The sequence below is a fragment of the Mycolicibacterium vaccae NBRC 14118 = CIP 105934 genome (genome assembly GCF_001552715.1).
Classification (GTDB): Bacteria; Actinomycetota; Actinomycetes; order Mycobacteriales; family Mycobacteriaceae; genus Mycobacterium; species Mycobacterium vaccae.
In genome coordinates, this window is the sequence record NZ_BCRS01000123.1 from 1 (window position 1) to 19,444 (window position 19,444).

General features: G+C 69.4%; 25 protein-coding genes. 19 read left to right on the top strand and 6 right to left on the bottom strand.

Annotated elements, in window-relative coordinates; all coding sequences use genetic code 11:
- The first annotated feature begins 163 nt into the window (after positions 1 to 163).
- The 9 genes from MVA01S_RS31740 (at position 164) to MVA01S_RS21060 (ending at position 7,407) form a co-directional block, all read left to right on the top strand.
- Positions 164 to 286 (top strand): hypothetical protein, encoded by a 123-nt coding sequence (locus MVA01S_RS31740; protein ID WP_003933917.1) that lies wholly within the window; start codon positions 164 to 166, stop codon positions 284 to 286.
- The gene (locus MVA01S_RS21025; protein ID WP_003933916.1) at positions 283 to 1,404 is read left to right on the top strand and encodes a YeiH family protein; all 1,122 of its coding nucleotides are present in this window, start codon (positions 283 to 285) and stop codon (positions 1,402 to 1,404) included. The genes MVA01S_RS31740 and MVA01S_RS21025 overlap by 4 nt, the downstream gene beginning before the upstream one ends.
- A 13-nt stretch (positions 1,405 to 1,417) precedes the next feature.
- A complete protein-coding gene (locus MVA01S_RS21030; protein ID WP_003933915.1) occupies positions 1,418 to 2,365 on the top strand; it encodes an ABC transporter substrate-binding protein in 948 nt (315 codons plus the stop codon).
- Positions 2,366 to 2,377: 12 nt separating this feature from the next.
- A complete protein-coding gene (locus tag MVA01S_RS21035) occupies positions 2,378 to 3,061 on the top strand; it encodes a queuosine precursor transporter (protein WP_003933914.1) in 684 nt (227 codons plus the stop codon).
- A 181-nt stretch (positions 3,062 to 3,242) separates the two neighbouring features.
- The gene (locus MVA01S_RS21040; protein WP_003933913.1) at positions 3,243 to 3,914 is read left to right on the top strand and encodes a 5-oxoprolinase subunit B family protein; all 672 of its coding nucleotides are present in this window, start codon (positions 3,243 to 3,245) and stop codon (positions 3,912 to 3,914) included.
- Positions 3,911 to 4,807 carry a 5-oxoprolinase/urea amidolyase family protein gene (locus MVA01S_RS21045; protein ID WP_003933912.1) on the top strand — a complete coding sequence of 299 codons (897 nt, stop codon included), beginning with the start codon at positions 3,911 to 3,913 and terminating at the stop codon, positions 4,805 to 4,807. The genes MVA01S_RS21040 and MVA01S_RS21045 overlap by 4 nt, the downstream gene beginning before the upstream one ends.
- A 33-nt stretch (positions 4,808 to 4,840) precedes the next feature.
- The gene (locus MVA01S_RS21050) at positions 4,841 to 5,383 is read left to right on the top strand and encodes a GNAT family N-acetyltransferase (protein WP_003933911.1); all 543 of its coding nucleotides are present in this window, start codon (positions 4,841 to 4,843) and stop codon (positions 5,381 to 5,383) included.
- A gap of 126 nt (positions 5,384 to 5,509) precedes the next feature.
- Positions 5,510 to 6,670 (top strand): uroporphyrinogen-III synthase, encoded by a 1,161-nt coding sequence (locus MVA01S_RS21055; protein WP_003933910.1) that lies wholly within the window; start codon positions 5,510 to 5,512, stop codon positions 6,668 to 6,670.
- Positions 6,667 to 7,407 (top strand): sirohydrochlorin chelatase, encoded by a 741-nt coding sequence (locus tag MVA01S_RS21060; RefSeq protein WP_003933909.1) that lies wholly within the window; start codon positions 6,667 to 6,669, stop codon positions 7,405 to 7,407. Before MVA01S_RS21055 ends, MVA01S_RS21060 begins: the two co-directional genes overlap by 4 nt.
- Before the next feature lie 3 nt (positions 7,408 to 7,410).
- Here the strand turns inward: MVA01S_RS21060 and fdxA are convergent, their stop codons facing one another.
- From fdxA to nirB, 3 genes are all read right to left on the bottom strand, one after another.
- Positions 7,411 to 7,764: a ferredoxin gene (fdxA, locus tag MVA01S_RS21065; protein ID WP_003933908.1), complete on the bottom strand. Its 354-nt coding sequence runs from the start codon at positions 7,762 to 7,764 to the stop codon at positions 7,411 to 7,413.
- A gap of 130 nt (positions 7,765 to 7,894) precedes the next feature.
- Positions 7,895 to 8,254 (bottom strand): nitrite reductase small subunit NirD, encoded by a 360-nt coding sequence (gene nirD, locus MVA01S_RS21070; protein ID WP_003933907.1) that lies wholly within the window; start codon positions 8,252 to 8,254, stop codon positions 7,895 to 7,897.
- A 6-nt stretch (positions 8,255 to 8,260) separates the two neighbouring features.
- Entirely contained in the window at positions 8,261 to 10,777 is a 2,517-nt protein-coding gene (nirB, locus tag MVA01S_RS21075) for a nitrite reductase large subunit NirB (protein ID WP_003933906.1), read from the bottom strand.
- 202 nt (positions 10,778 to 10,979) lie between these two features.
- Between nirB and MVA01S_RS21080 the strand changes: the two genes are divergently transcribed.
- Together MVA01S_RS21080 and MVA01S_RS21085 are read left to right on the top strand one after the other, a co-directional pair.
- Positions 10,980 to 11,423: an Hsp20/alpha crystallin family protein gene (locus MVA01S_RS21080; protein ID WP_040543259.1), complete on the top strand. Its 444-nt coding sequence runs from the start codon at positions 10,980 to 10,982 to the stop codon at positions 11,421 to 11,423.
- A 61-nt stretch (positions 11,424 to 11,484) separates the two neighbouring features.
- Positions 11,485 to 11,916 (top strand): hypothetical protein, encoded by a 432-nt coding sequence (locus MVA01S_RS21085; RefSeq protein ID WP_003933904.1) that lies wholly within the window; start codon positions 11,485 to 11,487, stop codon positions 11,914 to 11,916.
- A gap of 7 nt (positions 11,917 to 11,923) precedes the next feature.
- Here the strand turns inward: MVA01S_RS21085 and MVA01S_RS21090 are convergent, their stop codons facing one another.
- Positions 11,924 to 12,682 (bottom strand): isocitrate lyase/PEP mutase family protein, encoded by a 759-nt coding sequence (locus MVA01S_RS21090; RefSeq protein ID WP_003933903.1) that lies wholly within the window; start codon positions 12,680 to 12,682, stop codon positions 11,924 to 11,926.
- A 103-nt stretch (positions 12,683 to 12,785) separates the two neighbouring features.
- On the opposite strand from MVA01S_RS21090, the gene MVA01S_RS21095 reads away from it, so the two are divergent.
- The 5 genes from MVA01S_RS21095 (at position 12,786) to MVA01S_RS30575 (ending at position 17,174) form a co-directional block, all read left to right on the top strand.
- Positions 12,786 to 13,088, top strand: coding sequence for an Rv0250c family protein (locus MVA01S_RS21095; RefSeq protein ID WP_003933902.1), 303 nt, complete (start codon positions 12,786 to 12,788; stop codon positions 13,086 to 13,088).
- A 61-nt stretch (positions 13,089 to 13,149) separates the two neighbouring features.
- Complete coding sequence (gene sdhC / locus MVA01S_RS21100) at positions 13,150 to 13,971, top strand: succinate dehydrogenase subunit SdhC (RefSeq protein ID WP_003933901.1); 822 nt, start codon at positions 13,150 to 13,152, stop codon at positions 13,969 to 13,971.
- Positions 13,972 to 14,000: 29 nt separating this feature from the next.
- Positions 14,001 to 15,944 carry a fumarate reductase/succinate dehydrogenase flavoprotein subunit gene (locus MVA01S_RS21105; protein WP_003933900.1) on the top strand — a complete coding sequence of 648 codons (1,944 nt, stop codon included), beginning with the start codon at positions 14,001 to 14,003 and terminating at the stop codon, positions 15,942 to 15,944.
- Between the two features lie 2 nt (positions 15,945 to 15,946).
- Positions 15,947 to 16,702 (top strand): succinate dehydrogenase/fumarate reductase iron-sulfur subunit, encoded by a 756-nt coding sequence (locus MVA01S_RS21110; protein WP_003933899.1) that lies wholly within the window; start codon positions 15,947 to 15,949, stop codon positions 16,700 to 16,702.
- A 73-nt stretch (positions 16,703 to 16,775) separates the two neighbouring features.
- Positions 16,776 to 17,174, top strand: coding sequence for a hypothetical protein (locus tag MVA01S_RS30575; protein ID WP_237024458.1), 399 nt, complete (start codon positions 16,776 to 16,778; stop codon positions 17,172 to 17,174).
- A 52-nt stretch (positions 17,175 to 17,226) separates the two neighbouring features.
- Here MVA01S_RS30575 and MVA01S_RS21120 read toward each other — a convergent pair whose 3' ends face one another.
- Positions 17,227 to 17,688 (bottom strand): Lrp/AsnC family transcriptional regulator, encoded by a 462-nt coding sequence (locus MVA01S_RS21120; RefSeq protein ID WP_003933897.1) that lies wholly within the window; start codon positions 17,686 to 17,688, stop codon positions 17,227 to 17,229.
- A gap of 93 nt (positions 17,689 to 17,781) precedes the next feature.
- Between MVA01S_RS21120 and MVA01S_RS21125 the strand changes: the two genes are divergently transcribed.
- Complete coding sequence (locus MVA01S_RS21125) at positions 17,782 to 18,234, top strand: rhodanese-like domain-containing protein (protein WP_003933896.1); 453 nt, start codon at positions 17,782 to 17,784, stop codon at positions 18,232 to 18,234.
- Positions 18,235 to 18,265: 31 nt separating this feature from the next.
- On the top strand, positions 18,266 to 18,427 hold the full coding sequence (locus tag MVA01S_RS31555) for a hypothetical protein (protein WP_003933895.1): 162 nt from the start codon (positions 18,266 to 18,268) through the stop codon (positions 18,425 to 18,427).
- Positions 18,428 to 18,447: 20 nt separating this feature from the next.
- Here the strand turns inward: MVA01S_RS31555 and MVA01S_RS21130 are convergent, their stop codons facing one another.
- On the bottom strand, positions 18,448 to 18,951 hold the full coding sequence (locus MVA01S_RS21130) for a flavin reductase family protein (protein ID WP_003933894.1): 504 nt from the start codon (positions 18,949 to 18,951) through the stop codon (positions 18,448 to 18,450).
- A gap of 170 nt (positions 18,952 to 19,121) precedes the next feature.
- Here MVA01S_RS21130 and MVA01S_RS21135 point away from each other — a divergent pair.
- The coding region (locus MVA01S_RS21135; protein WP_174538977.1) for a GAP family protein at positions 19,122 to 19,444 on the top strand (323 nt) is incomplete at its 3' end.

Consider the following 19,444-nt stretch of genomic DNA (forward strand, 5'->3'; position numbering starts at 1 on the left):
GCCCGCGATCGCGCCCGGCTCGCCCCCGCCGCCAGCCTCCGCGCCGCCACCGGTGTGGCCGCCCATTCCGGTGCCCGCACAGGTCCCGTAGCGCACCCCGCTTTTCACTCTCGCTGAGCACAACCCGCGACCGGCGGGGCGGTCGCCCCTACGGTCCGGTTCCATGCCCGAACCGCAGGACTCCACCCCGCGACGCCTCAACGAGGACTGGCTCGCCGTCATCGTCGGCCTGACCCTGCTCGCGCTCGTGCTCGTCGGTGCCATCCCCGGGAGCCTGATCCCGTGACCGAGCACACCGCGCAGGCCTCCGAACAGGAACGCGACGCCCGGCCGTCCGGGACCTGGTACGCCGTCGCCGGCGTGCTCGTCGTGCTGGTCCTCGGCGCCGCGACCCGGTTCCTGGAACAGCAGGTGCCGACGTGGGCCGACGGCACCGCGTTCGAAGGCCTCGCCAAATCGATCGAGTTCCCGGTCTACGCCATCGCGCTGGGCCTGATCGGCAACGTCGTGCTGTCGCGGCTGGCGCTGCGCGACGCGCTGTCGACGGGCTTCCGCACCGAGTTCTTCATCAAGACCGGCCTGGTGCTGCTCGGCGCGTCGATCAACCTCAAACTGCTGGTCACCGCTGCCGCACCCGCGATCGTCCAGGCCCTGCTGCTGATCACCGTCGTGTTCGGTTTCACCTGGTGGCTGGGCGGGCGGCTCGGCCTGGACGACAAGCTGCGGGCGCTGCTGGCCTCGGCGGTCTCGATCTGCGGGGTCAGCGCGGCGATCGCGGCGGCCGGAGCCGTGCAGGCCAAGCGCGAGCAACTGGCCTACGCGGCGTCGCTGGTCATCGTGTTCGCACTGCCGTCGATCTTCCTGCTGCCGTGGCTGGCCCGGGTGTTCGGGCTGCCCGACGCCGTCGCCGGCGCTTGGATCGGCGGCAACATCGACACCACCGCCGCAGTCGCGGCGGCCGGCGCACTGGCCGGCGAGGACGCATTGCAGATCGCCACCATCGTCAAGACCACCCAGAACGCGCTGATCGGCGTCGTCGCGATCGCGCTGACCGCGTACTTCGCGCTGAAGGTGGAGAAGCGCACCGGCGCCGACGCCCGGCCGTCGCTCGGCGAGTTCTGGCAGCGGTTCCCGAAGTTCGTGCTCGGCTTCATCGCCGCGTCGATCATCGGCACGCTCTATCTGGCCGACGGCGGCGACAAGGCGAACATCACCACGGTCAACGACCTGCGCACCTGGTTCCTGATCTTCGCGTTCGTCGCGATCGGGCTGGAGTTCTCACTCAAGGGTCTGCGCGAAGCCGGCTGGCGGCCGGTCGCGCTGTTCGCTTCGGCCACCGTGGTCAACATCGTGGTCGCGCTCGGCCTGGCGCTCGTGTTGTTCGGGAACTTCCAGCTCGGCTAGTTAAGGTGACCGGGTGCCCACGTTGGCGTCCCGCCGCCGGTTCCTGACGATGACAGCCGGCGCTGCGGCGCTGCTGACCGCCTGCGGCTCCGAGAAACCCGGCACGGTCGCCTCCGACGGCTCGGTGACCGTCCGGCACGCGTTCGGCGAGACCCGGATCCCCGCCCCGCCGACCCGGGTGGTCAGCGCCGGCCTGACCGACGCCGACGACCTGCTGGCGCTGGGCGTCGTGCCGGTCGCGGTGACCGACTGGTTCGGCGCCGAACCGTTCGGCGTGTGGCCGTGGGCCCGGCAGCAACTGGGCGACGCGCAGCCTGTCGTGCTGTCGCTGGCCGACGGCGTGCAGATCGAGCAGATCGCGGGGCTGACCCCCGACCTGATCGTCGCCACCGACGCCGGCCTGGACCAGGAGACCTACAACCAGCTCTCGGCGATCGCACCGACCATCGCCCAGTCCGGTAGCCAGGCGTTCTTTGAGCCGTGGCGCGACCGGGCGGGCGCCATCGGGCAGGCCGTGTTCCGGCACGACGACATGAGCAACCTGATCGCCGGCGTGGACGCCGCGTTCGACGCCGTCAAGGACAGCCACCCGCAGTTCTCCGGCAAGAAGGCGCTGCTGCTCGGCGGCGCGCTGGTCCGCGACGGCGTGCCGGTCAGCCGCCCCGCGTGGCGCAGCGAGTTCCTGACCCGGATGGGGCTGACGGTGGTGGAGACCGACGCGTCGATCCTGCGGGACCGGATCGCCGACGTGCTCGGCGAGGCCGACGTGCTGATCTGGACCACCGAGAGCGACCAGGAGCAGGCCGCCCTGCTGGCCGACCCCGCGATCGCCGCACTGCCGGCCAGGCGCCATGTGTTCACCGGCAAGGAGCTCGCAGGCGCAATCGCCTACGCCTCGACACTGTCGTATCCGGTGCTGGCCGACCGGTTGCCGCCGATGCTGGCGGCCGCACTCGGCTGATCTAATTGGCCCGTGACAGACCCTACCGACCAGCACGCCTCGTTCGCCCGCGTCGGGTCCGCCTACTACCCGGTGCTGGTCGCAGTGTTCACCGCACTGGTGATCATCTCCAACGTCACCGCCACCAAGGGCGTGGAGTTCGGTCCGATCATCACCGACGGCGGCTTCATCGTGTTCCCGCTGACCTACGTGATCGGCGACGTGCTGTCCGAGGTGTACGGGTTCAAGGCCGCCCGGCGCGCCATCTACACCGGCTTCGCGATGAACGCCCTTGCCGCGCTGGCGTTCTGGGCCACGATCTATCTTCCCGCCGCCGACTTCTACCCCAATCAGGAGCACTTCGAGAACATCGTGCACGCCTACACCGGCCTGATCGTCGCCGGGTTGGCGGGCTTCCTGGTCGGGCAGACCCTGAACGCGTGGTCGCTGGTGCGGATCAAGGAGCGCACCAAGGAGAAACACCTGTGGGCGCGGCTGGTCGGCTCGACGTTCGTCGGGCAGCTCGGCGACACCGTGGTGTTCTGCGCGATCGCCGCCAGCGTCATCGGCATCACGTCGTTCGGCGACTTCCTGACCTACACCGCGCAGGGCTGGCTGTACAAGACCCTGGTGGAGGTCGCGCTGCTGCCGGTGACCTACCGCGCGATCGCGTTCATCAAACGCCGCGAGCCGTCCTACCAGCCGCTGAGCGCCTGACCTGTTCCATCGCCGAAACTGCATTCCGTGCGCGGGAGATCGAGTGGGGGCCGCGTGGAATGCGGTTTCGCGGAGCTCTCGGGTCCGGCGATCTTGAGTCTTCGGTAAGGACGCTCTGGCAAGGTTCAGAGAGCTTCGGCGAGCGGGTTTCAGACAACCTACTCGACGGTAACGTTGGTGTATGAGCGTGACCGCGGATGCGACAGACACCGTGCGCGGCGACGGCGCACACCGGATCCTGGACTACGGCGACCGGGCGCTGCTGCTTGAGTTCGACGGCAGCGCAGCGGTTCTGGCATGGACCGACGCCATCCGGGCAGCCGAGCTGCCCGGCGTGGAGGACGTCGTCCCCGCCGCGCGGACCGTGCTGGTGAAACTCGCCGACAGCCACTACCAGGCGCCCACCCGACAGCGACTGGCCGCGGTGCGGCCCAGCGAACAGGCACTGGCCGAAGCGGCGCCACCGGACACCCCCGACGTCGTCGTCGACGTCGTCTACGACGGTGAGGATCTCGACGAGGTGGCGCGGCTGACCGGGCTGAGCCGCGCCGAGGTCGTCGCGGCGCACACCGGGCGGCTGTGGCGGGTCGCGTTCAGCGGCTTCGCCCCCGGTTTCGCCTACCTCGTGGGCGGGGACGAACGGCTCGCAGTGCCCCGCCGAGCGGAGCCGCGCACCAAGGTGCCGGTCGGCTCGGTCGGGCTGGCCGGCGAGTTCAGCGGCGTCTACCCCCGAGAATCCCCCGGCGGCTGGCAGTTGATCGGCCGCACCTCCGCGGTGCTGTGGGACGTCGACCGGGAGAACCCGGCGCTGCTCACCCCCGGGATGTGGGTGAAGTTCGAGGCGAGCTCATGAGCGCGGTGACCCTGGAGATCCTGCAACCCGGCCCGCTCGCGCTCGTCGAGGACCTCGGCAGGCCCGGCATGTCCCACCTGGGCGTCACCCGCTCGGGCGCGGCGGACCGGCGCGCGCACACCCTGGCCAACCGGCTGGTCGCCAACCCCGACGACCGCGCAACGGTCGAGGTGACGATGGGCGGGTTCACCGCCCGGGTGCACGGCGGCAACGGCGAAGGCGTCGCGATCGCCGTCACCGGAGCCGACACCGACCCGGCCGCCGACGGGATCCCGTTCGGCTCCAACAGTATTCACTATGCGCACGACGGCGAGGTGATCTCGCTGGGCCCACCGCGCACCGGTCTGCGCTCCTATCTGGCGGTCCGCGGCGGCATCGACGTCGAACCCGTGCTCGGCTCCCGCAGCTATGACGTGATGTCGGCGATCGGGCCGGTGCCGCTGCGCCGCGGCGACACGCTGAGGGTCGGCGCGCACACCGACGACTTCCCCGAACTGGAACAGGCCCCGGTCGCGGCGATCGCCGGCGACGTCCTCGAGCTCCGGGTGGTACCGGGCCCGCGTGACGACTGGTTCCTCGACCCCGACGTGCTGGTCCGCACCAACTGGCAGGTGACCAACCGCAGCGACCGGGTCGGCATGCGGCTGGTCGGCATGCCGCTGGACTACCGGTGGCCGGACCGTCAGCTGCCCAGCGAGGGCGCGACCCGTGGCGCCATCCAGGTCCCGCCCAACGGCTTCCCGGTGATCCTCGGCCCCGACCACCCCGTAACCGGCGGCTACCCGGTCATCGGTGTCGTCGCCGACGACGACATCGACAAGATCGCGCAGGCGCGGGCCGGACAGACGGTGCGACTGCACTGGTCCCGGCCCCGGCGTCCGTTCCGGGACTGACACCGCCCGGGCGACGCTGGTAGAACCTCAGGTGTGCGCGCACGCCTGGTCCACACCTCCGACCTCGACGACGAGACCCGCGAGGACGCCCGCCGGATGGTCATCGCCGCCTTCGACGGCGACTTCGCCGACGACGACTGGGAACACGCGCTCGGCGGCATGCACGCCCTCATCGCCCAGCGCGGCGAGGTGATCGGCCACGCGGCCGTCGTCCAGCGCCGTCTCTACGTCGGCGACCACGCGCTGCGCTGCGGCTACGTCGAAGGCCTCGCGGTCCGGGAGGACCACCGCGGCCAGGGCCTCGGCCACGCGCTGATGGACGGCGTCGAACAGGTGGTGCGCGGCGCCTACCACCTCGGTGCGCTGAGCACGACCGAGCTCGGCGAGCCGCTGTACACCGCACGGGGGTGGGTGCCGTGGCGTGGGCCGACGTCGGTGCTGGCCCCGGACGGGCCGACCCGCACCACCGAGGACGACGGATCGCTGTACGTGCTGGCAGGGACACTGCCGCCGGCGGTGACGCTGGACCCGACCGCGCCGATCGCCTGCGACTGGCGCAACGGGGACCTCTGGTGACGCGCGGTTGACCTCACAGCGGCACCCGGTCGCCGGTGAACGGAATTTCATCCCGTGAGCGGGCGCGACACCGTTGCGCAACGGCCGGTTAATCACGGCGAAACACCTCCTGCATAGACATTGGGCATGAGTGATCCGGAGGGCAGGCGCGATCCGGCCTGGGCGCCGCTCACCGGATTCCGGGTTGCGGTCACCTCCGCGCGGCGCTCCGACGAGTTGAGTGCGCTGCTGCGGCGCCGCGGCGCCACGGTCACCAGCGCCGCCGCGATCGCGATGGTGCCGCTGCCCGACGACGACGAACTGCGTCAGCGCACCCGCGCGCTGATCGAGACACCTCCCGACATCGTGATCGCCACCACCGGCATCGGCCTGCGGGGCTGGATCGCCGCCGCCGACGGCTGGGGTATGGCCACCGAACTGACCGCGGCGCTGAGCAACGCCCGCATCGTGTCGCGCGGCCCCAAGGCCACCGGCGCACTGCGCGCCGCCGGACTGCCCGAGGAGTGGTCACCGGAATCGGAGTCCTCCCGCGAACTGCTGCACTACCTGGTCGAGGGCGGCATCGCCGGGACCCGGATCGCGGTGCAGCTGCACGGCGCCACCGCCGAATGGGACCCGTTCCCGGAGTTCCTCGACGAACTGCGCGCCGCAGGCGCCGAGGTGGTGCCGATCCGGGTGTACCGCTGGCATCCGGCGCCCCGCGGCGGAGATTTCGACCAGCTGGTGGCCGGCATCGCCGACCAGAAGTTCGACGCGGTCAGCTTCACCTCGGCCCCGGCAGTGGCCTCGGTGTTGTTGCGCGCCACCGAGATGGGCTTGGAGGCCGAGGTGCTCTCGGCGCTGCGCAGCGGCGTGCACGCGATGTGCGTCGGCCCGGTCACCGCGCGACCGCTGGTGCGGCTCGGGGTGCCGACGTCGGCGCCGGAGCGGATGCGATTGGGCGCGTTGGCCCGTCACATCACCGACGAACTGCCGCTGCTGCAGGCCCGTACCGTGCGGGTGGCCGGACACCTGCTGGAGATCCGCGGCACCTGCGTGCTCGTCGACGGCACGGTCAAGGCACTGTCGCCGGCGGCGATGGCCACCATCCGGGCGCTGTCGCTGCGGCCGGGCGCGGTGGTCTCGCGCACCGACCTACTGCGCGCGCTACCGGGCAGCGGCACCGACACCCACGCCGTCGAGACGGCCGTACTGCGGCTGCGTACCGCGTTGGGCGACAAGAAGATGGTGTCCACCGTGGTCAAGCGTGGCTATCGGCTGCCCGTCGACGAGGCGTTCGCGTCGTGAACCTGGTGCTGGTCGCCCACGGCACCCGCAAGCAGGCCGGAGTGGCGCTGATCGCCGACCTGGCCGCGCAGGTGGCCGCGACGCTGGACCGGCCGGTGCGGGTCGCGTTCGTCGACGTGCTCGGGCCGACCCCGGCCGAGGTGCTCGCCGCCGCGCCCGGCCGGCCCACCGTGCTGGTGCCCGCGTTCCTGGCGTGCGGCTACCACGTCCGCGCCGACATCCCCGCCCACGTCGCGGCCAGCGGCCACGACGACGTCGTCGTCACCCGGGCGCTGGGACCCGATCCGGCGTTGATCCGGGTGCTCGTGGATCGGCTCGTCGAATCCGGTTGGCGGCCCGATGATTCGGTGATCCTGGCGGCGGCGGGCACGTCCGATCCGCAGGCGATGCGTGATCTGCACACCACCGCGACGTGGCTGTCGGCGACGCTGGGCACCCGGGTGGAACTGGCGTTCGCCGCGACCGGCGAACCCCGGATCTCCGATGCCGTGGCCGCGGCGCGCCGCTCCGGCAGGCGGGTGGTGGTCGCCTCATACCTGTTGTCCGACGGGCTTTTTCAGGACCGATTGCGCACCAGTGGCGCCGACGTGGTGACCGAACCGCTGGGCACCCACGCCGGGGTGGCGCGACTGATCGCCAACCGGTTCCAGCGAGCCGGCTTCAACACGGCCGCCGAAATCGCATTCCACGCGCGAAAAAGCCAGTGCAGGCCGACGGGAATGCAGTCTCGGCGGTGACGGTCAGGGGTGCGGCCTGGTCGACGGCGGCAGCGCGGCGACCAGCGGGGTGTCGGCGCCGACCCGGCCGAGCTTCGACGCGCCGCCGGGATCGCCCAGCGGCTCGTCGCGGCCGGGCAGCGTGAGCGCGAAGAACGCAGCGTTGTCCTCGAGGAAGGCCATCTCCTCGTCGGGCAGGTCGGTCTCGTAGTAGATGGCGTCCACCCGGCACGCGATGCGGCAGGCGCCGCAGTCCACGCACTCGTTGGGGTTGATGTACATCGCGCGGTCGCCCTCATAGATGCAGTCGGCCGGGCACTCCTGCACACAGGACTTGTCGACGATGTCCACACACGCGCTGCCGATCACGTAGGTCATGCCGTCGAGGTTAGGAAACCTGCGCGCGCAGGACAGGGGCCGAAAGTCCCTACTTAGATCACGCCGAGATTGCGATCAGCGCGGCTGAAACCCCCCAAAACGCCGCATGGAATGCGGTTTCGGCGGGAAATCAGGACGCGAGCTGGACGTACCCGCCGGGGGTGATCCGCGTCTCGTAGACCGGCAGCGCACGGTCGGGGTCATCCAGACAGCTGCCGTCGTCGAGCGCGAACGCCTGCTTCTTGATCGGTGACTGCACCGTGGCACGGCCGCCGCGGTCGCCGACGAGGCCGCGCGACATCACCGCCGCGCCGGAGAACGGGTCGATGTTGCCGACCGCGTGCAGGCTTCCGTCGTCGAGGCGGAACAACGCGGCCTGCTCACCCCCGGGCAGCAGCACGCCGACGCCGCGATTGGGAATCAGGAAGTCGTACCGGCAGGCCGTGGTCCAGACCGTGGTTCGACTGAGCGCCTCATTGAGCAGGGTCATCTCGGGCTACCTTCCCACCTTCGGCATACCGATCGGCACCTTGCGGCCGGCACGCTGCTCGAACGTCACCGTCGGGTCGGGCACGTCGGGGGCGTTGACGAATGACACGAACCGCGACAGCTTGTCCGGATCCTCCAGCACGCCCTTCCACTCGCAGGCGTAGCCGTCGACGTGGCGGGCCATCGCCGCCTCGAACTCGGCGGCCAGGCCCAGAGAGTCGTCGCACACGACCTCGCGCAGGTGCTCCAGGCCGACCTGTTCAACCCAGGGTGCGGTGCGCTGCAACCGATCCGCGGTGCGGATGTAGAACATCAGGAACCGGTCGATGTAGCGGACCAGGGTGGCGTCGTCCAGGTCACCGGCAAGCAACTCGGCGTGCCTCGGGGTCATCCCGCCGTTGCCGCCGACGTAGAGATTCCAGCCGGTCTCGGTCGCGATGACGCCGACGTCCTTGCCGCGGGCCTCCGCGCACTCCCGCGCGCAGCCCGACACCCCCATCTTGATCTTGTGCGGGGCGCGCAGCCCGCGATAACGCAGCTCCAGGTCGATCGCCATCTGCACCGAATCCTGCTGCCCGTACCGGCACCAGTCGCTGCCGACGCAGCTCTTCACCGTGCGCAGCGACTTGCCGTAGGCGTGCCCGGACTCCATGCCGCCCTCGACGAGGCGGCGCCAGATATCGGGCAGCTGATCGACCCGGGCGCCGAACATGTCGATGCGCTGGCCTCCGGTGATCTTGGTGTACAGCCCGAAATCCCGTGCGATCTCGCCGATCAGGATCAGGTGATCGGGGGTGATGTCACCGCCGGGTACCCGGGGCACCACCGAATAGCTGCCGTTGCGCTGGATGTTGGCCAGGAAGTGGTCGTTGGTGTCCTGCAGCGAGGCCTGTTCGCCGTCGAGGATGTGCCCGGAACCGGTCGACGCCAGGATCGAGGCCACCACGGGTTTGCAGATGTCGCAACCCTTTCCGGAGCCGAAGCGCGCGACCAGCCCGGAGAACGTTCGCACCTCGGTGGCACCGATGATCTCGAACAGCTCGGCGCGGGACTGGGAGAAGTGCTCGCACAACGCCTTCGACTGTTCGACGCCCTCGGCTTCGAGCAGCTGCTTGAGCAGCGGCACGCAGGAACCGCACGAGGTACCGGCCTGCGTGCACTTCTTCAGCGCGGGCACGTCGCAGCACCCGCCCGCGATCGCGTCGGTGAGATCACCCTTGGTGACGCTGTTGCACGAGCAGATCTGCGCGCCGACGGACAGCGATCCGACACCCAACGGTGCTGTGCCGCTTGATGACCCGGCAGGTGACAGCAGCGCCAGCGGGTCCCCGGGCAGTTGTTCGCCGACCATCGGGCGCAGCAGACCGTAGGCCGAGGCGTCGCCGACCAGGATGCCACCGAGCAGGGTCTCGGCGTCATCCGAGAGGACGAGTTTGGCGTAGGTCCGGTTCACCGCGTCGTTGACCACAACCTCGAGGCAGTCCGGCGTGGCGCCCATCGCGTCACCGAAGCTGGCGACGTCGACGCCGAGCAGTTTGAGCTTGGTCGACATGTCCGCCGTCCCGAACTCGGCGGCACCGCCCAGCAGGCGGTCGGCGACCACCTCCGCACTGGTGTAGCCCGGCCCGACCAGCCCGTAGCACCGGCCCGCGATCGCGGCCACCTCGCCGATCGCATAGATTCCGGGTTCGGCTGTGGCGCAGCCGGTGTCGGTGAGCACGCCGCCGCGCGGGGCGACGGCCAGGCCGGCGTCGCGGGCCAACTCGTCGCGGGGACGCACACCGGCGGCGAAGATCACCACCCCGGCCTCGATGGTCCGGCCGTCGCCGAGGGTCACCCGCGCACCTGCGGTCGTCGGCTCGATCCGCTCGGTGCCCACCCCGGTGTGCACGGCGATGCCCAGCTCGGTGATCATCCGTTCCAGCAGTGCACCGCCGGCCTCGTCGAGTTGCTGGGCCATCAGCCGCGGCGCCATCTCGACCACGTGCGCACGCACCCCGAACCCGCGCAGCGCATTCGCGGCTTCCAGACCGAGCAGCCCGCCGCCGATCACCACCCCCGCGGCGTCCTGCCCCGCGGCGGCCACCGCACGGCCCGCGTCGGCGCGGATCGCGTCCAGGTCGTCGAGGGTGCGGTACACGTGACAGACGGGCAGATCGTGGCCCGGCACGGGCGGCACGAATGCGGACGAGCCGGTCGCCAGGACCAGCGCGTCGTAGGAGATCTGTGCGCCGTCGGCCGTCGTCACCGTCCGGGCCGCCGGATCGATCGCCGTCACCCGGCAGCCCAGCCGGACCTCGACCTGCGGATCGCCGGCGTAGTCGTTGCCCGGCAGCGCCAGCCGGCTCCGCTCCCAGTGATCGGTGTAGCCGGTCAGCCCGACCCGATCGTAGGCCCGGTCCTGCTCCTCGGCCAGCACCGTCACCCGCCAGGTGCCCGCGGTGTCGCGGGACCGCAGGGCCTCGACGAAGCGGTGGCCGACCATGCCGTGGCCGACGACGACGGCATGCGAGGTGGGGATCATGGCGGCCACGTTAGGAACCCGATATTGCCGTCGTGTCGCGCCGTGTGAAGCACCCATCACGGAGTGCTCACGGCAACGGCGACGCGGCTGTGAGCAACCGTTCGCCGACGGCGAACGCGCCTGCGGAACATGAGCGTGGTGGACTCAAGTTTATATCGGTGAAACCGGAATCGACCGGTCCCCGAGCAAGGAGAGATCAAGGATGAGCAGCGTAGCTATGTGCAGGCGGCCGGCGTGGAACACCGATCGTCTCGTCCGGGAGTTCTTCACCCCGGCCACCACCGGTGAGTGGGCCAAGGGCATCAACCCCGCCGTCGAGGTCGCCAAGGACGGCGACGACGCGGTGATCCGCGTGGATCTGCCCGGAGTGGACGTCGAGAAGGACGTCACCGTCGAGATCGACAAGGGCCGCCTGGTGGTCCGCGGTGAGCGCCGCGACGAGAAGACCGAGGAACACGAGGACGACGGCGTGGTGCGCAAGTTCAGCGAGGTCCGTTACGGATCGTTCCACCGTTCGTTCGCCCTGCCCGCCCACGTCACCAGCGAGGCCGTGTCGGCCGCGTACGACGCCGGCGTGCTCACGGTCCGGGTCGCCGGAGCCCACAAGGGCGCCGAACCGCACCGCATCGCCATCACGAGCAACTAGAACAGCCCAGCTACCGGTAGCGGTGGGGACCTGAGGTCCCCACCGCTACTGTGCTGTCTTCATGAACACACCGCTGCCCGTCGACACCGCGCTGACCGTGCTCGCCGCCGGCCTGATCTTCCTGTGGGCGCTCGCGCTGGGTGTCTGGAAGTACCGGCAGATGGCCACCAGTGCCGACCACCTGGCCCACCCCTACGTCGACATCGCCCACCGCGCCGCGCTGCTGTACTCGTTCGCGACGCTGTTGCTGGCGGTATTCGTCGAGCTCAGCGCATGGCCGACGTGGGTCAACCTGACCTCGGCCGCCGTGGTGGTCGCCTTCTTCGTGCTGGCCATCGCCGCCTATGTGGTCCACGGGATCCGACGCGACACCACCAACCAGTTCGAACGCATCGACGGCACGCTGCGGGTCGCGATGGCGGCCCTGATCGTCGGCGAGATCGGCGGCACGGCCGTGCTGGTCGCCGGCTTCGTCGCCCGGCAGTTCTTCTAGCCCTCTTTTAGGTCCAGCGGCCCAGGATCTCGCGGGACCGTTCGGCCAGCGCCGCCTGCCAGAACGGGCCGAAGCTGATCCGGGCCACCCCGAGTGGACCGTAAGACGCCGGATCGGACGCCTCCGGCCGGGCGATCGCGTTCACCGGCAACGGCAACTCCGACGTCAGCTGCTTCATCACCTCCGGCGGATGGACCCCGACCGGGTACAGCACGTCGGCGCCCGCGTCGGCGGCCTCCCGCAACCGCGCGATCGCGCGGTCCACGCGGTCGGACTCCTCGCCGTCCTGGCGCAGGAACAGATCGGTCCTGGCGTTGACCACCACGTGCACTCCGGCGTCGTCCGCGGCCGCCCGCAGCGCGCCGACCAGAGCGGCGTGTTCGCCGGACGAGCGCAGCCGGCCCCCGTCGCCGTGCACGGTGTCCTCGATGTTCAACCCGACCGCACCGACCGACAACAGCCCGTCGATCAGACGTGCGGGCTGTTCGCCGTAGCCGGATTCGATGTCGACCGAGACCGGCACATCCACCGCGGCGGTGATCTGGGCGACGCGGGTCAGCAGGTCGTCGAAGCTCATGCCCTCGTTGTCGGGCTTGCCCACCGAGTCGGCCACCGGGTGGCTGCCTACCGTCAGCGCTGCGAAGCCGGAGCCGGTGGCCAGCCGCGCCGACCAGGCGTCCCACACCGTCGGCAACACCACCGGGTGGCCCGGCCGGTGCAGCGCCAGCAGCGTCTCGGCGCGTCCCTTCAACACGTCAACGGTCACGACTTCTCCTCATTAGTGATTTGTCTCACGCCCAGCATCGGTGATTTAGCTAGCATCGGTTGCGTACTGTGATCCATGACACCCTTCAGCCCAAGGAGGTCGTTTGTCCACCACAAGCACCACCGAACTCGTCCAGCTCCACGAACTCATCGGCAGCCTCCGGCGTTGCGTCACCTCGCTGGCTTCACGCTACGGGGACAGCCCGGCGACCCGCCGGATCGTCAACGACGCCGAACGCATCCTCAACGACATCGACCGCCTGGACATCGACGCCGAGGAGCTGGAACTGGCCCGCGGGGTCAGCCGGCACCAGCACGTCGCCGAGCGGATCCCGATCCCAGACACCCAGTACGACACCGATTTCTGGCGCGGCGTCGACGACGAAGGCCTCGGCGGAACCCACTGAGCCACGCGTGCCGCCTTCGGGCGGCACGCGCGTCGGGGCACAACTTCATCGAAAGGTAACCGTGAGCGCACCCACCGCCGACCGCAAAGCGACCGGCGTCTTCTCGGCCGGCCGTGCCCAGATCGCGCAGCGCACGCTGCGGACCGACCGGTGGTGGCTGTCACCGCTGATCGTGAACCTGGGCTTCGCCGCGTTCATCATCTACGCGACGGTCCGGGCGTTCATGCAGAAGTGGTACTACGTCGAGGAATACGGGTACCTGACGCCCTTCTACTCGCCGTGCGTGTCGACCGGCTGCATCCCGGAGGCCAGCCACTTCGGCCAGTTCCTGCCGGACTGGCCGATCCTGCCGTATGCCGCGCTGTCGCTGCCGTTCCTGCTGCTGTTCCGGTTGACCTGCTACTACTACCGCGGCGCCTACTACCGGTCGGTGTGGCAGTCGCCGACGGCGTGCGCGGTCGCCGAGCCGCACGCCAAGTACACCGGCGAGACGCGTCTTCCGCTGATCATCCAGAACACCCACCGCTACTTCTTTTACATCGCTGTGATCATCTCGGTGATCAACACCTACGACGCGATCATCGCGTTCCACAAGCCCGACGGTGGATTCGGATTCGGCCTGGGCAACCTCGTGCTGCTGATCAACGTGATCCTGTTGTGGACCTACACGGTGTCGTGCCACTCCTGCCGGCACGTCGCCGGCGGACGTCTCCGCCACTTCTCCAAACACCCTGTGCGGTACTGGATGTGGACCCAGATCAGCCGGCTCAACGTCCGGCACAAGACGTATGCCTGGATCACCCTGGGCACCCTGATGTTCACAGACTTCTACGTCATGGCCGTGTCGGCCGGATGGTTCCCTGACCTCAGATTCATTGGCTGACAACTTAATCAAGAGACAAGCGAGGTTTGATGTCTGACCAGGACGTGGAACGGCATTCCTACGACGTCGTCGTGATCGGTGCCGGCGGCGCGGGACTGCGTGCGGTGATCGAGGCGCGTGAACAGGGGCTGCGGGTCGCGGTGGTGACGAAGTCGCTGTTCGGCAAGGCGCACACCGTGATGGCCGAGGGCGGGTGCGCCGCGGCGATGCGCAACGTCAACACCAAGGACTCGTGGCAGGTGCACTTCGGTGACACCATGCGCGGCGGCAAGTTCCTTAACAACTGGCGGATGGCCGAACTGCACGCCCAGGAAGCCCCCGACCGGGTGTGGGAGCTGGAGACCTACGGTGCGCTGTTCGACCGCACCAAGGACGGCCGCATCAGCCAGCGCAACTTCGGCGGCCACACCTACCCGCGGCTGGCCCACGTCGGCGACCGCACCGGCCTGGAGATCATCCGCACCCTGCAGCAGAAGATCGTGTCGCTGCAGCAGGAGGACAAGAGGGAGCTCGGCGACTACGACGCCCGGATCCGGGTGTTCCACGAAACCTCGATCACGGAGATCCTCCAAGAGGATGGCGCCGACGGAAAGAAGAGAGTTGCCGGCGCGTTCGGGTACTACCGCGAGACCGGCAAATTCGTGCTGTTCGAGGCGCCCGCGATCGTGCTGGCCACCGGCGGCATCGGCAAGTCGTTCAAGGTGTCGTCCAACTCCTGGGAGTACACCGGCGACGGGCATGCCCTCGCGCTGCGCGCCGGCTCGGGTCTGATCAACATGGAGTTCATCCAGTTCCACCCGACCGGCATGGTCTGGCCGCTGTCGGTGAAGGGCATCCTGGTCACCGAGGGCGTGCGCGGCGACGGCGGGGTGCTGAAGAACTCCGAGGGCAAGCGCTTCATGTTCGACTACATCCCGGACGTGTTCAAAGGCCAGTACGCCGAGACCGAAGAAGAGGCCGACCAGTGGCTCAAGGACAACGACTCCGCGCGCCGCACCCCTGACCTGCTGCCCCGCGACGAGGTGGCCCGCGCCATCAACGAAGAGGTGAAGAACGGTCGCGGCACCCCGCACGGCGGGGTGTACCTCGACATCGCGTCCCGGATGCCGGCCGAGGAGATCAAGCGCCGGCTGCCGTCGATGTACCACCAGTTCATCGAGCTGGCCGAGGTCGACATCACCAAGGACGAGATGGAGGTCGGCCCGACCTGCCATTACGTGATGGGCGGTATCGAGGTCGACCCCGACAGCGGCGGCGCGGCCACCCCCGGTCTGTTCGCCGCGGGTGAGTGCTCCGGCGGCATGCACGGCTCCAACCGGCTCGGCGGCAACTCGCTGTCCGACCTGCTGGTGTTCGGTCGCCGCGCCGGACTCGGCGCCGCCGACTACGTGCGCTCGCTGCCGCAGCGTCCTGCGGTGTCGGACGCGGCGCTGGAGCGGGCCGCGACGCTGGCGCTGGCGCCGTTCGAGGTCAAGGACAACGCCGAGAACCCGTACACACTGCACTCCGAACTGCAGGAGTCGATGAACGAGCTGGCCGGCATCATCCGCAAGGAGAACGAGCTGCAGGAAGTCCTGGTCAAGATCGACGAGCTGAAGAAGCGCTATCAGAACGTCGTCGTCGAGGGCGGGCGGATCTTCAACCCGGGCTGGCACCTGGCCATCGACATGCGCAACATGCTGCTGGTCAGCGAGTGCGTGGCCAAGGCCGCGTTGCAGCGCACCGAGAGCCGGGGCGGCCACACCCGCGACGACTACCCGCAGATGGACAACAACTGGCGCAACAAGCTGCTGGTCTGCAAGACCGTCGGCGGTGGAGACGAGCCGGGCGACCCGGTGATCCCGGAGATCTCGGTCGAGGTGGAGCCGCAGCCGCCGATGCGGCCCGATCTACTCGCCACCTTCGAGCTGTCCGAGCTGGAGAAGTACTACACGGCCGAGGAATTGGCCGAGCACCCGCAACGGAAGGGCTGAGAATGGCTGCCTATCAGGGAAAGCTGCGGGTCTGGCGCGGCGACGACACCGGCGGCGGACTCCAGGATTTCACTGTCGAGGTCAACGACGGCGAGGTCGTGCTGGACATCATCCACCGGCTGCAGGCCACCCAGACCCCGGATCTGGCGGTGCGGTGGAACTGCAAGGCCGGCAAGTGCGGATCGTGTTCGGCGGAGATCAACGGCAGGCCCCGACTGCTGTGCATGACCCGGATGTCGACGTTCGGGGAGGACGAGGTCGTCACCGTCACGCCGCTGCGCACCTTCCCGGTGATGCGCGACCTGGTCACCGATGTGTCGTTCAACTACGAGAAGGCCAGGGAGATCCCGGCGTTCATGCCGCCGAAGGACCTTCAGCCCGGCGAGTACCGGATGGCGCAGGAGGATGTGAACCGCTCGCAGGAGTTCCGCAAGTGCATCGAGTGCTTCCTGTGTCAGAACGTGTGCCACGTGATCCGCGACCATGAGGAGAACAAGCCCGCGTACTCCGGTCCGCGCTATCTGATGCGCCAGGCCGAGCTGGACATGCATCCGCTCGACACGCACGGCCACCGCGCCGAGGAGGCGCAGGAGGACAACGGCCTGGGCCTCTGCAACATCAACAAGTGCTGCACCGAGGTGTGCCCCGAGCACATCAAGATCACCGACAACGCGTTGATCCCGATGAAGGAACGCGCCGCCGACCGCAAGTACGATCCGCTGGTGTGGCTGGGCGACAAGCTGTTCCGGCGGCAGTGAGCGCTTGCGCGAAGAGCAGGAAGTGAGCGGCGTGAGCGAGCGTGACGACGCGTCGCGCGCTGTCGTCCGTTCTTTGCGGACCGAAAACAGTTACGTCGTCGCGGGATCGGTGGCGACACAGGGCAGTGCCGTCGTCGCCGGGTCGGTCGCGACCGCGGGCAGCGCCCTGGTCGCGGGGTCGATCGCCACGGCCGGCAGCGCCGCGGTGACGGGGTCGATCGCCACGGCGGGCAGTGCCGCCGTCGCCCAGTCGATCGCGACCGCGGGCAGCGCGGCCGTCGCCAACAGCATCCTGATGGTGTTGTCGATCGCGTGCGCCAAATGCCTCGCGTGCCTGGGGTGTATCGGGTGCGTGCGGTGCAAGGTGTGCGTGGGATGTGTCGACTGCGAGGGCTGCATCGGCTGCGTGGGGTGCATCAACTGCTCGGGCCTGCACGGCGCCGTCGGATTGCGCGACGTGCACGCCGCCTGACCGGCGAATCCGGCGCGCAATGCGACACCCAGGGTGCCTGCGCGCGCCGAATTCACCGGGCGGGGCTGAGTCGTCGCCCGGTCAGCGGGCTGGAGTAGACGACGCTGGTGGTGATCGCCCCCAGGGTCGCAACCCGGCCGGTGATCCGTTCCAGGTCGGACATCGACCGGGCCAGCACCTTGAGGATGAAGCAGTCGTTGCCCGTCACGTGGTGTGCCTCGATCACCTCCGGGGTGACCTCGAGCAGGTCGTGCAGCGGCTTGTAGTTCCCTGACGGATAGGCCAGCCGCACGAACGCCGAAATCGAGTAGCCCAGCGCGTCGGCCGAGACCGTCGCGGTGTAGCCGGTGATCACCCCGAGATCGACCAGTCGGCGGACCCGGTCGGCGGTCGCGCTCGGCGACAGCGACACCGTGCGCGCGAGGTCGGCGGTGCTGATCCGGCCGTCGGTCTGCAGCACTTCGAGAATGGCTTCGTCGGTGCGGTCCAACGTGATCCGCTGATTCTCCGGCATATCGCCGATAGTCCCACCGGATCCCCGGTAGCGGAGCGTGTTCACCGAGGATGTGCCGTTCTCCCCGGCCTGCAGCTGCGGTTCGATGGACCCATGACCGAACCTGGCGCGGACGCCCGCGCTTTCTTCACCGCCCGCCTCGCCTACGAGATCGACGCCGCCGACCTCGTGTTGGCGCGCGCGACGACCTCCCCGCCGATCGTGGTGGACACCCGCTCCCTGGCCGCGTGGGACCAGGGCCATCTGCCCGCCGCGCGGCACCTCCCCGGCCCCGAACTCCGCGACCGGGCCCGCACCGAACTGCCAGACCTGGACGCCGACATCGTCGTCTACTGCTGGGGGCCGGGATGCAACGGCGCGACCAAGGCCGCACACACGCTCAGCGACATGGGTTATCGCCGGGTTCGCGAACTGCTCGGCGGATTCGAGTACTGGGCCAGGGAGGGGCTCGCGGTCGTCACCCCGCGGGGGCGAATCCGGCGCGGGCCAGACGATCTCACCGCAGTCACAGCTTTGCCGCAGGAACCGGGAGTACGCTCCGGGTAAGCAGCCAACCACCATAGGAAAGGCAGCCTAGATGTCGCTCCGCGAGCCATACAGCATCAATGACATTCGCACCGCGATCCGCGAACTCAGCCTCCGCGCGGAGTTGGCCCGCAAGGAGGGCCGAGCCTCCGACGCCGCCGAACTCGACCAGCGTGTCATGGGCTACCGGGACGAGCTCACCGCACGCCCCTGACCACCCGGCGCGGTCCCGCGTCAGGCGCCGAGCCGGCGGAACGTGCTGCGGTGGAAGACGATCGGCGCCACGTCCGGGTGCACCGTGATGTCACTGACGCGGAGCACCACGATCGTGTGATCCCCCGCGGGCACCAGCTGTTCGATGCTGCTCTCCAGCCACACGCTGGTGCCGTGGATGAACACCGCGCCACGCTCCGAGGACGCCGTCTCCAGCCCGGCGAACCGGTCGCCGGTCTTGGCGGCCAGCGTGCGGGCGGCCGCATCGTGCGCCTCGCCCAGCAGGCTGATGCCGAGGTAGGGCAGGTCCACGAGCTTCGGCCAGGTCGTCGACGAGTTCTGCACGCAGAACGACACCAGCGGCGGGTCGAGGGAGACCGGCACGAACGTGCTGGCCGCCAGCCCGACCCTGGTGCCGTCCACCTCGGCCGCAATCGCGATGACGCCGGACGGGAAATGGCCGAACGCCTCGCGTAGCGAGGTGGGCCCGAACTTGTCCTCCGCGTGGGTTTCTGCGCCGCTCATCGTGCCCATCCTCGCACGTGCCCCGAAGCCGCGGCCATGTCCGGGTCCGCCCACCTCGGGCTATGCCACGGTTTCCGTCCGCTCAGCGGGAGGATCAGGTCGGGCCAGGGTCACGATCACGGTGAACGTAAGTCGGATTCGGGTACTGCGGCGGTAACGTTTCGCCCATCATGTGGATCCCGCTCCTGGCGATGGCCGTCGCGGTCAGCCTGGAACCGTTCCGCCTCGGGATGACCGTGCTGATGGTCAACCGGCCGAGACCGGCGCTGCAACTGCTCGCCCTGCTGGCCGGCGGCTTCGCGATGGGTACGGCGGTGGGGCTGGTGACGCTGTTCGTGCTGCGGCCCGCGCTGGGTTCGGCGCACTTCACGCTGCCGCGGGTACAGATCGTGGTCGGCGCGGTGGTGCTGGTCAACGCCGCGCTGATCGCCGTCGGCCGGTTCGGGGGCGGCGGCGGGTCCGGCTCGCGGTTCGCGCCGCTGGTGGGCCGGGC